The sequence below is a fragment of the Streptomyces sp. 63XJN7_1_ISO-PGPR-S23-121 genome (assembly GCF_056173025.1).
On sequence record NZ_CM149653.1, the window covers coordinates 5,170,666 to 5,187,395 of the forward strand.

The 16,730-nt window shown below is 66.1% G+C and carries 4 protein-coding genes; all 4 read left to right on the top strand.

Going from position 1 to position 16,730, the window contains the following annotated elements; translation table 11 throughout:
- Positions 1–64 precede the first annotated feature (64 nt).
- The 4 genes from AC0VYN_RS22920 to AC0VYN_RS22935 are packed head-to-tail and all read left to right on the top strand — an operon-like array spanning position 65 to position 16,709.
- Positions 65–3,001, top strand: coding sequence for a DEAD/DEAH box helicase (locus AC0VYN_RS22920; protein WP_393773628.1), 2,937 nt, complete (start codon positions 65–67; stop codon positions 2,999–3,001).
- The gene (locus AC0VYN_RS22925) at positions 2,998–7,902 is read left to right on the top strand and encodes an Eco57I restriction-modification methylase domain-containing protein (protein WP_475532485.1); all 4,905 of its coding nucleotides are present in this window, start codon (positions 2,998–3,000) and stop codon (positions 7,900–7,902) included. Before AC0VYN_RS22920 ends, AC0VYN_RS22925 begins: the two co-directional genes overlap by 4 nt.
- A 9-nt stretch (positions 7,903–7,911) precedes the next feature.
- Positions 7,912–14,517 carry a DEAD/DEAH box helicase gene (locus AC0VYN_RS22930; protein WP_475532486.1) on the top strand — a complete coding sequence of 2,202 codons (6,606 nt, stop codon included), beginning with the start codon at positions 7,912–7,914 and terminating at the stop codon, positions 14,515–14,517.
- On the top strand, positions 14,517–16,709 hold the full coding sequence (locus tag AC0VYN_RS22935) for a UvrD-helicase domain-containing protein (protein ID WP_475532487.1): 2,193 nt from the start codon (positions 14,517–14,519) through the stop codon (positions 16,707–16,709). The genes AC0VYN_RS22930 and AC0VYN_RS22935 overlap by 1 nt, the downstream gene beginning before the upstream one ends.
- Positions 16,710–16,730: the final 21 nt, after the last annotated feature.

Below are 16,730 nucleotides of genomic sequence, written 5' to 3' on the forward strand. Positions count from 1 at the left end.
GCACAGCGGGACAGGCAGTAGAGCACGACGAGGCAGTTCAACAGTGATCGAAGGAGAGAACCCGGTGACCAGCGCCGCAGGCACAGCCAAATTCGCCGCGGGCATGCAGGTCCGTGCACGGGACGAGGACTGGCTTGTCGTCGAGGTGTCCAAGACCTCGCACGACGGCACGCGCCTGGATGTCCGTGGCATCTCCCCACTCGTGCGCGACCAGCGAGCTGTCTTCTTCGCCCACGAGTCCCTGGACCAGGTCACCCCTCTGCGGCCCGAGGACACCGACCTTGTCGTCGACGACTCCCCGGAGTGCCGCCGCTCCCGGCTCTTCATCGACGCGCTGATCCGCAAGACTCCGCTTCCGCTGTCCGAACAACGGCTCGCCACCGTCGGTACACACCTCCTCGACAACCTGGCCTACCAGCGTGAGCCCGCCAGGGCAGCGCTGCGCGGCCTGCGCCCTAGGCTGCTCATCGCCGACGCAGTCGGACTGGGCAAGACCCTGGAGATTGGGCTACTGCTGTCGGAGCTCATCCGCCGGGGCAGGGGCGAGCGCATCCTCGTCGTCACGCCCAAGCACATCCTGGAGCAGTTCCAGCACGAGCTGTGGACCCGTTTCGCGATCCCTCTCGTACGCCTGGACTCGACCGGCATTGAGCGCATCCGGCAGAACATCCCGGCCGGCCGCAACCCCTTCTCGTACTACAAGCGCGCGATCATCTCCATCGACACCCTGCGCTCCGACCGCTGGCGCAGCCACCTCATGCAGGTCAACTGGGACGCCGTCGTCATCGACGAGTCCCACAAGCTGATCAACACCGGGACCAAGAACAACCGGCTCGCAGGGCTGCTCGCCCCCAGGACCGACGCCCTGATCTTGGCCAGCGCCACACCCCACAACGGCCAGCGCGAGTCGTTCGGTGAGCTGCTGAGCCTGCTGGACCCGACCGCCATCCCCGACACCAGCGACTACGACGAGACTCAGCTCGACCACCTGTACGTCCGTCGGCACAAGATGTCCCCCGACGTCTCGGCGGAGATCGGCCACAAGTGGGCCACCCGCAAGCCGCCAGTGGCCTTCGACTGCGTCGCAAACCCCACGGAACAGAAGATCTTCGAGGAGCTGTACGACGTCTGGATCAGGCCGGAAGCAGGTCAGTCGGCTCCGGTGAGCGGCAAGGGCGCCCGACTGTTCCCGTATACGCTCCTGAAAGCCTTCCTCTCCTCGCATAAGGCGTTGGCTGAGACGGTGGAGAACCGGATCGAGCGTATCGACGAGGACGTAAAGGAGCACCCGGAAAAGGGGGAGCAGCGGGCCGCAGAGCGTACGGCGCTGACACGGCTCGGCGAGCTCGCCAGCGAGGCCACGGTGGAGAATGCAGCGAAGTTCCGCCGCCTGGTCGACGAGCTGCAAGGCATGGGGATCGGGCCGGGCTCCGACAAGCGCGTCGTCATCTTCTCCGAGCGCCGGGCCACCTTGCAGATGCTCCATGACGCCCTGCCCGGTGAGCTCGGCTTCGAGGCGGGCGAGGAGAAGGGGCGCGGGGCTATCCGCCAGCTGCACGGTGGCCTGCCCGATGACGAGCAGCAGCGAACCGTGAAGGACTTCGGCCTGGCGGACAGCGAGCTACGCATCCTGCTCACGGGTGACATCGCGTCCGAGGGCGTCAACCTGCATCGCCAGTGCCACCAGATGATCCACTACGACCTGCCCTGGTCATTGATCACCATCGAGCAGCGCAACGGCCGTATCGACCGATACGGCCAGCAGACGTCCCCAGAGGTCCGCGCTTTGCTTCTGGTCCGCCAGGACGAGGACCCCGACGTGCCCTCCGCAGACCGACTGGTCTCCCGGCGACTGCTGGAGCGCGAGGATGAGGTACACCGCACCCTCGGTGAGGCCGCCTCCATCCTCGGGCTGCGCGACGAGGAGGCGGAGGAAACCGCGATCAAGTCGGGACTCGCGGACGGGAGGATGTTCGACGAGATTGTCCCCGCCCAGCCGGCCGATCCCTTCAACCTCTTCATGGCACACCACACCGTCGACGGGTCAGGCGCCCACTACCGCGTACCGCAGCTGTTCGCCTCGACACGCGCCTTCGTCGAGGAGGCACTCGACGAGGTCTACGGCAACCCCGAGGAGAAGATCGGGAAGGCGTGGGACAAGGACTACCCCGAGATGCTCTCCTTCGCCCCGGACCGCGAACTGCAGCGACGCCTCCTCGTCCTCCCGCAGACCTACCTGGACGAGCGCGGAGTGCTTGACAAGCTCAGAGTCACCTTCGATCCCGGGTTCGCCCAGCAGCGCCTGGACCGCGCCCGCGAGCGCAGCGGAGAGAGGACCAAGGGAGCGATCACCAAGCAGGAGCGGCGCGAGACCTCCGGTTGGCCCGACGTCAGTTACCTCACCGACCAGCACCCGGTGGTGGAGTGGCTCACCGACAAGGTCCTGGTCCGGCTCACCCGCAACGCCGCGCCCGTCATCACAGCCAACGTTGCGGGGCCGGTATTCCTGATGCAGGGCATGTACTCCAACGCCAAGGGCCACCCAACAGTCCTCGCCTGGTCCTGCGTGACCGGACTGGAGCACGGCAACCCCGTGTTCGATGACGATCTGGTCGGTGTCCTGGAGCGCGCCGGTGTGAAGCCCAAAATGCTCAACCGGCCCTTCGCCGGGGATATCGATGCCCTGCGCGCCCTGGTGCCACGGGCGGTCGAGGCCACACGGCAGCACCTGCTCACACTACGTAGCAGCCAGGAAGAACCGCTGATCGAGCAACTGGCCGAGTACGAGAAGCGCCTGGCAGCCTGGCGCAAGGCGAGCCAGTCGACGTTCGAGCAGCTCACCCTCGGCATCCGACGCGAGCATGAGGAACAGCGGGTGGAGACCACCGCAATAGAGGTCGAGCAGCTGATCGAGCAGCTCGCCACCCAGGGCGACCCGATGATCCGCCTCATCGGGGTGCTCGCGCCCGCCGCAGCAGCCAGTGAACAGAAGGGTGCATGACCACCGTGGCATTCGAAGCGATCATCAACCGCGGTGAGTACATCTCGGCCCACTACCTCGCCGAGCTCTTCGCCAAGGACCTCGCTGACCTGCGCAAGCACTGGACTGCAGCGGACCGGGCCGGAGCGCCCACATCCCGCTCCGGCGTGAGGAACCTGAGCCGCGACTACTTCAAGGCCAAGGTCCGCATCACCGAGAAAGGCGACTTCGGCGGATCCGAGCTGCGCAAGCTCAACGACGCTCTGCTCGCAGCCCTCGCCTACATCCACCGTGGAGACGAGCCTCCAGAGCGCGAGGACGACACCCACACCAGGATCCAGCGGGGCGTCTTCGAGGTCATGCACAGCGACAAACCCCGCGAAGTCCCCGTCGCTCTCGCGGTGAAGGGGCCCGGGGGTGTCGAGCTGATCGCGCTGGACGTCACCTGGAGCACAGACTCCGAACTCGTCGCCTCCGACATCGAAGACGGCGGCGCGCAGCTGCTCGCCCCCATCGCCCTCGACGGCAGAAACGAGATCACCAGCGCGGCGGACGCCGTCACCTTCCTCTTCGGCAGCGAGGACGCCTACGCGCCCAGGTTCGTACTCCTGCTCGCCGGCGGTGCCGTGCTGCTCGCCGACCGCACCGCGTGGCACGAGGGCCGATTCCTGGGCGTCAGCATCGACGCCGCGCTCGATCGCAACCTGGTCGCCAACGGCGGCGAACTGGAAGCTGTCTCGGCTCTATTCGGCGCGGAGTCCCTGCTGACAGAAGGCGGAGCCGCCGGATTCCTGGACAGCCTCGTCGACAAGGGCCGCAAACACGCCGTCGGCGTCTCCAAAGAGCTGCGGGAGGGCCTGCGACAGTCCGTCGAGCTGATCGCCCAGGAGATCTTGGACCGCATCCACGACCAGGACGCCGACCCCTCCGAACTCGGCGACAGCACCGAACTCGCCAACCGGCTCACCCGGGAATCACTGCGCTACCTGTACCGCATCCTGTTCCTGTTGTACGCAGAAGCCCGACCGGAACTGGGCATCCTGCCCAGCAAGGACGACGCCTACCAGGACGGGTATGGACTCGGCCGACTCGGTGAACTCGTCTCGTACGACCTTCCGGACGAGGCTCAGGATGGCTTCCACTTCCACGAGTCGCTGGATCTGTTGTTCCGTCTCGTCGACCAGGGACACCGTGCCCTGGAAGAGCAGGAGCGGAGCGACACCGGATTGGACGCGGACGGCATCCGCTTCGAGTCCCTGCGCAGTGACCTGTTCCACGCGAATGCCACGCCGTTGATCGGATCGGTACGCATCGACGGCCAGCGCGTCGACACCCGGCTGCGCAACAAGGTGCTGTGGCGGGTGCTGAACCGCCTCATGCTCAGCCACGGCACCGGCAAAGGCTTCATTTCCTACGCCCAGCTCGGCATCAACCAACTCGGCGCGGTGTACGAGGGCCTGATGTCGTACACCGGCTTCTTCGCTTCCGAGGACCTGTACGAGGTAGCCAAGCCGGACTCGGACGGGCTTGCCGGCACATGGGTCGTCCCCCAGCGCGAAGCCGACAACTACGACGACGAAGTCTTCGTCAAGCGCCCCGACGAGATCACGGGCGTACCCAGGCGGGTCGAGCACAAGAAGGGCTCCTTCGTCTACCGCCTCTCCGGTCGCGAGCGGCAGCGCTCCGCCTCGTACTACACCCCCGAGGTGCTCACCCGTAGCACGGTCAAACACGCACTGGCCGAGCTGCTCGACCAGGATGGCGAGATCACGCAGGCTCGCGACATCCTGGACCTGGTGGTGTGCGAGCCGGCCCTCGGTTCGGGAGCGTTCCTCAACGAGGCCATCAATCAGCTCGCTGCCGAGTACCTGCGCCGCCGCATGAATGAGCTCTCGGTGGAGCGCGGCCAGGACATGCAGCTGCCGCCGGACCAGTACGAGGCAGAGCTGCAAAAGGTCAAGGCGTACCTGGCCCTCCACAATTGCTACGGCGTGGACCTCAACCACACGGCGGTGGAGCTGGCCGAGGTATCTCTGTGGCTTAACGCGATGCATGAAGGTCTCAAGGCCCCCTGGTTCGGCCTGCACCTGCGGCGAGGCAACTCACTCATTGGCGCACGACATGCGGTGTACGACGCCTCGACTCTGAAGCGAAAGGCATGGCTGACCACGGCGCCAACACATCGGCCCCTGCGAGAGAGCATCGATGGCACCACCCACCAGGCAGGTGAGGAGATTCACCATTTCCTGCTTCCAACTCGCGGGTGGGGGTCGGTTGCAGACGCCGAGCAGGCCAAGGAATTGGCCAGGGAGGAACGCGATCGCCTCACAGACTGGCGCAAGAAGGTCACGGGAACTCCGTCTATTTCTCAGACGAAGCGCCTACTGGCCTTGGCGACTCGCGCCGAACGGTTGTGGGAACTGGCGAGGCGCCGACTCGTGGTGTCAGAACGGGAAATCCGTCGCGATATCGCTGTGTGGGAAATCGACGAGAACAGACCTCTCCCCAGATCGTCGGGGGCCGTGTCGCGCGAGCAAGTAGAAAGGGCACTTCTGCAGCCGGGGTCTCCGCGCGGACGACTGAAGCTCGTCATGGACGCATGGTGTGCGCTGTGGTATTGGCCGGTAAGCCAGCCGCACACTCCGAAACCGCCCGCACTCGATGAGTGGCTGAACTTCTGCGAGTCGGTGCTGGGCGTTCCTCCGGCCAAGGCCAAGGCCAAGTCGACAAAGCGCGGCGCTGGGGCGGGGCTGGACGATGAGCTTGGATTGTTCGCGGACACAGGCGACTTTGAGCAGCTTGCATTGGACGACGAGCTTGACCGCACACTGAGTCAGTGTATCGACATGCCTACCGTGGCAGTGCGTTTCCCTTGGCTCAGCGAGGTAGATGCAATTGCTCAACGGGAGGGTTTTTTCCACTGGGAACTCGAGTTTGCGCATGTCTTCGAGCGAGGAGGATTCGATCTGCAGGTGGGGAATCCTCCTTGGGTTGTCCTTGAGTGGAAAGATCACGTAGCGCTTGCCGAGCAAGACGCATGGTTCGGACTAAACGAGAAGACAACCAATGAGGTAAAGCTTGCTCGTCGGAAGAACCTGCTCTCCAGCGAGAATTCCCTTCGCTCTTACATGGCAGAGGTGAGCGCATGGTCAGGCATGTCTGAATTCCTCGGATCCCCCATTGAATACGCTGACGTCTCCGCGCTCAAGACAAACCTTTACGTCAATTTCATGGATAGGGTTTGGCACAACAGTGCACCCGCAGGAATTTCCGGCCTGATTCACCTAGAATCGCACTTCGGGGCGGTTCGGGGCGGTCGAGTACGGGAGCTTACATACTCCCGCTTGAGGCGGCATTTTCAGTTCCGGAATGAACTGAAGCTATTCGAGATTCTTAACACGCGAGAGTACGGCGTCAATATCTACGGCGCCAAGCGCGATGTCTCGTTCATCAACATTGCCGGACTTCTTCATCCGTCAACAGCTGACAACTCAATCACACATGACGGCTCTGGCGATATTCCCGGGCGCCGATTCGAATCGGGGGACTGGGACATTCGCCCCCACAAGCAGCGCGTGGTATTGGTGAATGAGTCTGTCCTATCTGCCTGGGTCAAGCTTGCCGATGGAACGGCCACGCCGCCCCGCCAATCCAGAATGCTTCGCCCATTGACAGTTCCGGATAACGGAGCCATTGAACTCCTTGCTTCCTTTTCAGAGCGGCTGGACAACCATCCCTTCGAGTGGACGTTTGGGCTTTACGAAAAGAAGGCCAAGGATAATCATGTAATTAGGAGTGTTACCCAGGTCCCCGACTCCCTGGGCAAAGCAATCCTGCAGGGGCCGCACCTCGGCCCTGCCAACCCATTTTTCAAGCAGGCTAATGTCGGCTGCAAGTCATACAAGGATTACTCCTCAGTAGACCTGGAGAGCCTTCCTGAGGTGGCAGCTCCTCGCACAAACTTCATCCCAGGGGTTTCCGAGGAGGAGTTTTCCGCCGCACATGAGGATTGGGCAGAAGGGCGCCCTGTCGATTATTTTCGGGTAGCATGGCGCCGCCGAGTCGATTCCGTAACTGAGCGCACATTGCAGGCGATCCTGATTCCACCCGGCACCAGTCACGTACATGGCGTCTATTCCCTTGCAATGCAAGGGAATAGAGAGACTGCCGCTATTGCCGGCCTCTGGGCCAGCATTCCTCTCGACTATCAAGTCAAGCTCATGGGTAAGGATGACCTTCAAACCGACCTGGTGAATCAGCTCCCTGCCCCACTGGATCACCCGCTCATCACACCACTGCTGTTGCGAACGCTGCGCTTGAACTGCCTAACGCGAGAATACTCTGACTTGTGGACCAATGTATTCTGTCCAGAATGGGCAGATGACCGATGGACCAATGCCGCAGTCGAGGGGCAATCAATCCAGAACGTCGCCCGCACCTGGACAACGAATGTTCCGCTTAGGTCCGATTACGAGCGCCGAATGGCGATGGTAGAGATTGATGCTCTCGTTGCCGTGATGCTCGGACTCAGCGCCCAGCAACTCTGCGCTCTCTATGAATCACAGTTCGGCACCCTGCGGAAGTACGAGTGGGAGATGTTCTTCGGACCTGATGGACACAAGATTGGGGCCTCTAAGGACAATCTAGGCGCGCGCCAAAGCGATGAGGAGATTACCTTTGCGCGCGCGTGGCGCAAGGCAGCGCTGTCAGGCGACCCAACGCCAGAAATTCCCGCAGGCTGGGTGAAGCCTGACCGTGAAGCCGAGATGACCCGGGCTCACGCGGTCTTCACCGCGCGGCTGCTTGCTGGCGAGTACGGGGATTATGCCGCGTACGCGGCCGAGCATGGGGATCACGGCAACCTCCTCGGCGCCGCCGAAGCCGAGCAGGTCCTTGCCGACGTTCCGGCAGAAAGCAGGTAAGACGCCGTCATGCTGCCCTCTCTGGTCGCCGAAGACCTTCGCCGTGCCCTCGCCACCTACCTGACGACGAGCTTTGCACTCGCCGATGACGACGTGCGCGACGAACTCGACGCGTTCCTCGAGCGGCCGGAGAGCCGGCTCTTCCGCGGGCCGTATCTGCGGGTGCGCACTCCCTTCCGGGAGGCTCCCTCCGGCTGGGAGGCCACGCTCGACTGGAGCCCGAAGGACTTCACGCCATACACACACCAGGCCGCGGCCTGGCAGCGGCTGTCCTCGAAGGGTGGGCGTCAGCCGGAACCAACCATCGTCACCACCGGCACCGGATCCGGTAAGACCGAGTCGTTCCTCGTACCGATCCTGGACCACTGCGCTCGTGCCCGCGCCGCAGGACAGCGGGGTGTCAAGGCCCTGCTGCTGTACCCGATGAACGCCCTGGCCGATGACCAGGCCCGCCGCATCGATGACTTCCTCGGTACCGAAGCGGCGCTGAAGGACGTCACGGCCGGCATCTACATCGGCGGTGCCTCCGGCCCGCGTTCAGCGTCGAACGAGGACGAGAACGAGCCGGGCTCGTACGGCCGCGATACCGGTGCGACGTCCCTCGCAGGCGATCCCACCATCAAGCACCTGATCACCGATCGGGAGGCGATCCGTGCCGACCCGCCGGACATCCTGCTCACCAACTACAAGATGCTGGACCTGCTGCTCCAGCGGATTCCGGATGCCCCGCTCTGGAAATCGGACTCCCTCTCCTTCGTCGTCCTCGACGAGTTCCACACCTATGACGGCGCCCAGGGCACCGACGTGGCGATGCTGTTGCGCCGCCTCGGCGCAGCCACGGGGGCAGCCCGTGAGGGACGTCCCCTCGGCGACATCACGCCCGTGGCGACGTCGGCGACGCTCGGCGGGGGAATGCCCAGCGACTCCTCGTCCCTGGCCCTGGATGGGCCTGAGAGATCCGATCGTGAGCTGCTTCGGGAGTTCGCGGAGAAGGTCTTCGGGACACCGTTTTCCGACGCCGCGCTCGTCGGCGAGAACCGTCTGCTGCCCGGAGAGGTCGTCACCGACCCCGACTTCCTGCTCCCCTCGCCGGCCCCTGCGGCTCTGGCGGCGCTGCCCGACCCTCTGGACGACGAGTCGGCGCTCGTAGACCTGGCCCGGCTCATGCTCGGCCAACCCCTCGGCGATCCGGTTCAGATCGGCGCCAAGCTCAAGCAGCACATCCTGGTCAAGGCGATCCTCGACGTCGCCGGGAGCAACCCGGTCACCATCCCCGACATCGCCCGCGAGTTCGCCCAACGCGGTGGCGGACCGGCCTGGGATGAGGCAGCGCGCAGCGACCCTCGGCTTGTTGAGCTCGCCTTCGCCCGGATCCTCGCACTGATCTCCCATGCCCGCACCCCGCACCCCGTGACGGGAAAGCCCGGTCCTTTCCTGCGGGTTGAGGCCCAGCTTTGGGTGCGTGAGGTCCGCCGCGTCATCCGCGCGGCGACCGCCGAGCCCCACTTCCGCTGGTACGACGATGACGGGCCGACCGGAGACTCCCGGCCGAACCCCGCCAACCTCGCGATCTATCAGCCGGCGGAGGTCGACAGCGCCGGGGAAGGCGGAGAGCGGACCGATGCGTCGCGTCGCCCTGTGGGGCCGCCCTACCGGCGGCATCTTCCTGCCGTGTACTGCCGTCATTGCGGGCGGTCCGGCTGGGCTGCGTTGTCTACGGAACTGGAGTGGCAGCAGCTCAAGACAAACACTCTGGAAATCTACAAGGCTTCGGCGCAGAAGAAGCGGGCCGTGCGCTGGATGCTGCGGGCTCGCCCGGACGAGTACCCCGTACTGCACCTGCACGCCGAGAATGAGCGGCTGACGACCAACCCGACCGAGGACACCGTCGCGGTCATCACGCCCCATGGGCCGTTGCCCGCGGCCCCTGACGAGGAGTGCCCTTCGTGTGGTCTCGACGACGGCATGCGCTTCCTCGGTGCCGGCACCGCCACTCTCGCCTCGGTCACCACCACGCAGCTCTTCTCCGACCGGGGACTCGCCGGCGACGAGCGGAAGCTGCTCGTGTTCACCGACTCGGTGCAGGACGCCACCCACCGCGCCGCGTTCATCGCCAACCGCAGTTTCGGCTTCACCTTCCGCGGGCTGCTGACCAAGCACCTCGCCGCGGGCCGGCCTGTCGCTGTACATGATCTCGCTGCTGACGCCGCCGAGGCTGTCGTGACGGCCGCAGGCGCGGGCAAGCGCAGCGAACTCGCCTCCATCGTCCCGCCCGATCTACGAGAGAACCCGGACATCCTCACCCTCCTCGACGAAACAGAGGACTTCAGCGATGCCGGCGCGGACATGCTACAGAGCCGTATGGTCTTCCAGACCCTCATGGAGTTCGGTCTGCGCTCCCGCCTGGGCCGCACCCTGGAGCTGACCCGAACCGCTGCCGCGGAGGTCGACCTCAAGGATCTGCCCGCGCTCTGCGCCGAACTGCGGGAGCGGCACCAACGCCTGCCCGGGCAGATTTCACTGCCGCCAGACGACGGGGCGTACGCGGTATTCCTGCGCGGCCTGGCCGAGCGACTCCGCCTGCGCGGGGCGCTGTATCACCCCTGGCTGCAGGAGTACATCCGGCAGGCCGGCGCAAGGCGCTGGCCGGTCTGGGGCGGCCGTCCCACCGGCATGCCTGCCTTCCCCAGGGGCCTCGCCGCCCCCGCTTTCCCCGTGTCGGGCGGCACCCGCACCACCGGCTTCGACTCCCTGACCCGCGACAACACCTGGTTCGCGGACTGGGGTCACCGTTCGCTGGGCTGCGACCGGCGCGAGGCACGCGCGGTCGCCGAGCTCGCCATGCAGCTGCTCGCCCAGCGCGACATCCTGGCCACCTACCACGCCGAGGGCGGCGCGCTCGTCTACGCGCTCAAGCCCCGCAATGTCCTCATACACCGCATCGACGACACTGCCGCACCGAGCGGGGAAGACGGCGTGAACGCGTGCGGAGTGCGCTGCGACACCTGCACCTGGCGGCAGACCGTGCCACCGAGCCGCCGCTCGGACTGGCTGGGCACCGCGTGCCTGCGATTCCACTGCTCGGGCCACTTCGTGGAGGACGACCGCGACTACACCGCCGACTACTACCGGCACCTGTACACCATCGACCGTCCAGGCGACGTACTGACCGCTGAACACACCGGCGCTCTCAGCCGTGAGCGGCGTGAGCATGTCGAAGCTGCCTTCAAGAACCGGGCCTCGGCTTTCGACCCGAACGTTCTCACCTGCACGCCCACCCTTGAACTCGGTATCGACATCGGCGACTTGTCTGCCGTACTTCTTGCCTCCATGCCGCCCGCACCTGCCAACTACGCGCAGCGGATCGGCCGGGCGGGCCGCAGCACCGGCAACTCGCTCACCGTCACCTTCGTACCGCGAGGCGCCCGAAGCCACTACTACCTGCACGTTCCGGAGCAGATGCTGGCGGGCCGGATCATCCCGCCGGACTGTTACCTGGACGCCTCGGAGATCCTGCGCCGCCAGTACCTGGCCTTCCTCTTCGACCGCGCCGCGGACCGCAGCCTGTGGGAAGGCACTACGGTCCCCGAACGCCCCATGCCTCCGCGCATCGGCGAGCTCTTCGGCCACGGCCTGGGCGAGGACGGCTGGTTCAGGCGCTTCCTCGACGTCGCGGGCACCCGCCATGCCCAGCTGTCCGCCGCATTCATCGCTCTGTTCCCCGCGATGACCCCGGCCGCGGCGCAGGGTGTCCAGCACTTCGCCGCCCAGGGCCTGGAGGAAGCCGTCGGAGCCGCGGCCAGCGCGTGGAACAGGCGAGTGGCTGCCCTGCGCTCGAGGATGCGGCAGATCGGCCGGGCCTTCGACGCGCTGTCGACCGCTTCCGGTGATCCCGAACGCGACAAGCAGCGGCGCCAGCTCTTCGCCGAGCAGCGGACCGTACGCAAGCGCCGGGACGCCCTCGTCTCGGAGAACTCGATCAACGCCCTGGTGCGGCTGGGCCTGCTGCCCAACTACACCCTCCACGACGACGCGACCGTCCTAGACGCCACCTTGTGGTGGAAGGACAGCGACGGGGAATTCGACGAGAGCTCGACCGACTACGGCCGCGGCTCCCGGCTCGCGCTTACCGAACTTGCCCCCGGCAACATCTTCCACAGCGACGGCTACAAGTTCATCGTCAGCACCGTGGACCTCGGCACCGGTGTCGGCGGCGGCGAGAACGCGTACGCCCTGTGGCGGTTCTGCCCCGAATGCGGATTCGTGGCCACCGAGGAAACCGGGCTCGACATCACCGCCTGCCCGCGCTGCAAGGCACCGCAGATCGCCGACCCGGGGGCCGTACACAAGGTGCTGGTGCCCGAGCGGGTCCTCGCCCGCGAGCGACGCGAAGACGCCCGGCTGACCGACGAGCGCGACGAACGCGAGCGGAAACAGTTCGACGTGGTCACGCTCGTCGACATCGACAAGGACCAGCCGCAAGGGCTGAGGGCGTGGCGCCGCTCTGGCAGCGGCCTGCCCTTCGGCGTCGAGTTCGCCCGCGTGGCGACGATCCGCACGGTCAACCTCGGCCCCTCCGCCGCACCCGGGTCGACCCACGCGATCCGCGGAGAAGACGTCCAGGTCTCCGGCTTCGAGACGTGCCTGGAATGCGGAGGGGTGCGCGGCACCCACCCACAGGCATGGGACCCCTCGGCCCAGCGGATCGGTACCCGGCACGCGTACTGGTGCTCACACCGCGACGACGGCGTCGCGCACGAGCCGACGGAGAAGCTGCTGCTCGCACACGAGCTCACCACCCAGGCGCTGCGCATCCTGCTGCCCGTCTCCACGATGGACCTCGCCGACCGCCTCATCTCCTTTAAGGCGGCCCTGCTCCTGGGCATCACCAAGCACTTCGGCGGCGCTCCCGACCACATCCGTGTGGTCACCGACAGCATGCCCGGCGACAGTCAGGAACTGCGACGACGATTCCTCGTCCTGCACGACTCGATGCCCGGCGGCACCGGCTACCTGGAGCACCTGGCGGACGCCGCGGTGCTGCACCGCGTCCTGACCCTCGCGCAGACAGCGCTACGGGACTGCCCCTGCCAGAAGGAGGAGCAGCGCACGCCCTGCCACCGCTGTCTTCTCCCCTTCGTATCCAGCAGCGAACATCCGCACGTCTCGCTGCGCATCGCGAAGGAACTCCTGGACGAGATTCTCAAGGACTGGGCGGTCGAAGCGGTCGACACTCTCTCTGGCGTACGCATCGACCAGCTCGTCGACAGCGAGCTGGAGGACCGGTTCGTCCGCACCCTCATCACCTGGGGCCGCAGAGACGAGGAGGACGGATCGGTCGCCGCCAAGGCCGGCCAGGGCGGAGTGGAGCACGAACTCCGTTTCACCCGCGGTGATGCGACCACGCGCTGGCGCATGCGGGACCACGTACGGTTGAACACCTCCGTGCCCAGCGAACCCGACTTCCTCCTGGAGCGGACCGACGGCCCAGCGGAACGGGTAGCGGTCTTTCTCGACGGCTTTGCCTTCCACGCGAGTGAGAAGGTCAACCGCATCGCCGACGACTCTGCCAAGCGAGCGGCCCTCCGGGCGGACGGCGTGTTGGTGTGGCAGCTGACCTGGGACGACGTCATGACGTGGGCAGCAGGTGTCGGCAGCGCGGCGGAAGGGCAGCAGGTTCGTGCCCATGCCAGGCCACTTCACACAGATGCCGCACTCCAGCTCGCCCGCCAGATCCACCAAAGCCTGGTCGGCCAGGCCCGCCCCGACGACACCCTCGACCCGGTGCTGCGCAACCCGGTCGAGACCCTGCTGGAGTTCCTCGCCGACCCCGATCGGGCCAAGTGGGCTCGACGGGCAGCCGGCCTGCTGGGCGGCTTCGGAGCAGCGGCGCGCCCCCAGCCGGTGGACCGTGAAAAGACCGGACGAGTGCTTCCCGACGTACTGCGGGGCGCGAGCCTGTCGGCCTCGGCGTCGGCCGCAGAGGCCGTCGCGTTCGACGCCCGCACCACAGGGCAGACGCGGATCATCGGCCTGCTGGACCGTCGGCCTGAGCCGCGCAGCAAGCAACCGGACATGCGGGCATGGTCCGCACTGGCCGTGCTCGACGACCGGCCGGAAGCCATCACAGGCAACGGGCACAAGGACCGCTGGGTGGACTGGCTGCGCTGGTCGAACCTGCTGCAGTTCCTGCAGCCCGCCGCTGGCGACGAGCTCCCCCGCTCCTTCCACCAGGTCGCAGTGTCCACCAGCGACCAGGTCGATCCGCATACCGTGGCTCTGCTGACCAGTGCGCTGCCCACAGAGGCAGGGGCCCCGCAGCCGCTGCCCCAGGCATGGACCGAAGCGATCGAATGGGCCTCGTCCCAGGTCGAGGACGTCCTTCTCGCTCTCGTCAAGGAAGCCCGCCATGGACGCATCGACGTGCCGGAAGTCGGCTTCGAGTACGGAGACCAGGCGATGCAGGCCGAACTCGCCTGGCCAGACGAGAAGGTCGCTATCTTCATCGACCTGGACGAGCAGCGAGACGCCCTCTTCGCGCGCGACGGATGGTATGTCGCGAGAGCCGGCGCCGTGAATGTAACTGAGCTCATCAAGAAGTTGGAGGGGAACTGATGTCCGGCGCCAAGGTGATCATGGCGGACGTCTTCGGGAAGTCCTATGACGCGCTGGACGGCTCCGTCCAGCCGCAGGTGCTGCAGTTCATCATGAAGATGCAGCGCGACCCGGACTCCAACGGCCTCAACCTGAAGCCGCCGAAAGGCGCCAAGGACAAGAGGGTCCGCACCGCACGCGTCACCGACAATTACCGGGCCGTGCTCATGCACTATGCCGACCGCATCTACTACCTGGTCGCAGTGCTGCCTCACGACGACGCCTACGACTTCGCCGCGAACATCCTCTTCGACATCAACAAGGTCACCGGCGGCATCGAGCTGATCAATCTCGGCAGTCTCTACGGCACGCTCAGCGGACAGCCGAAGGCCGCCGACACCGCGCCCGGCACCCCGTCGCTGTTCGCCGGCGTGTCCGACGCTGACTTCGAACGACTGGGCGTCCACACCTCTATCGTTCCGGCGCTCCGCGAGATCCGCAGCGAGGACGCGGTCCTCGGCATCGTCGAGACTCTGCCCAAGCTGGCTCGCGACGTGATCCTGTGCCTCGCCGACGGCATGTCCGTCGAAGAGGTCTGGGAGCAGGTCAGTTCGCTCGCGGCCACTGACGACGAAGTCGACACCCAGGACTACGAGGCCGCGATCGAACGCCCCGCCACCAAGGAAGCCTTCGTGGTCACCGGCGACTTCGCCGAATTCGGGCGGATCCTCACCGAGCCCCTGTCCGCCTGGCGGATCTTCCTGCACCCGGCACAGCGGGCGCTGGCCGAGCGCAAGGCCCCCTACAAGGGCTCCGTCCGCGTCACCGGAGGGCCTGGAACAGGCAAGACGGTCGTGGCCCTGCACCGCGTCAATGCCCTAGCCGAACGCCTGCCCGCCGGCCAGGCCATCCTGCTCACCACCTTCACCACCAACCTCGCCAACCTGCTCAAGTCCATGCTCAAGGACCTCGGCGGCGCCCAACTGCTGGCCAAGGTCGATGTACGGAACATCGACAAGGTCGCCTACGGCACCGTGAAGGAGACCTTCGGCGCGGAAGCGCCCAGCAGGCTCAAGGACGGCGAGATCCTCAACCGCTGGATCGAACTCTCCCAGGAGCAGCAGACGCCCCGCTTCGACGGCCGCTTCCTCGACGCCGAGTGGAAGCAGGTCGTGCTGGCCCAGGACATCCGCAGCCGCGACGAGTACTTTGCCGCCAGCCGGGCCGGGCGCGGACGACGCCTCAACCGCCCCGAACGTGCCCAGGTCTGGTCCCTCGTCGAGGAATTCGAGCGCCGACTCGACCGCGAAAAGGCCGCCGGCGTCACCCAGCTCGCCGTTCAGGCAGCCCGGATCGCCTCCGGCTGGTCGGACGAAGAGCGACCGTACCGGCACATCGTCGTGGACGAGGCGCAGGACCTGCACGCCGCCCACTGGAAACTGCTGCGCGCGCTGGTTCCCGAAGGCGACGACGACCTGTTCATCGTCGGCGACGCGCACCAGCGGATCTACGACAACCGGACGTCCCTGAGTGCCCACGGCATCAAGATCCGTGGCCGTTCCAAGCGGCTGACCCTCAACTACCGCACCACCCGGCAAATCCTCGCCGCCTCCCTGAACCTGCTCGGCGACTCCAAGTTCGACGACCTCGACGGAAACCCGGAGCATCTGCGCGGATACCGCTCCGTCCTGGCGGGGGCCAGACCTGAAACCACCGGCTATCGCACTCCCTCCGAAGAGATGACAGCGCTGGCCAAGCGCGTAGACATCTGGCAGCAGGAAGGGATCAAGCCCCACGAGATCGCGGTCGTAGCCCGAACCCACGCGATCGCTGACAGCGCTGTTCAGGCACTGCGTGACGCCACGCTCGCCGCGGTGAAGGTCGAGGACTACCGCGTCCCCGACCCCGCCGAAGGCGTCCACGTCATGACGATGCACCGCATCAAGGGACTCGAGTACCGCGCTGTTGCCATCGTCGGAGCCGGCGCCCAGCACATGCCGCTGCCCAGCGCTGTCACCCCAGAGACCGAGGACCGCCTCCAGTACGCCGCAGACCTCCGCCGCGAGCAATCTCTGCTCTTCGTCTCCGCCACACGCGCCCGCGAGCAGCTGTCGATCACCTGGTCGGGCCGTCCCAGCCTTTTCCTCCACGACCCTGCCGCCAAGGCAGGAACATCGGCTGCCCCGCAGAATGAGTCTTCCTCAGGCTGGTGACCTCCGCATGCGACCTGCCGA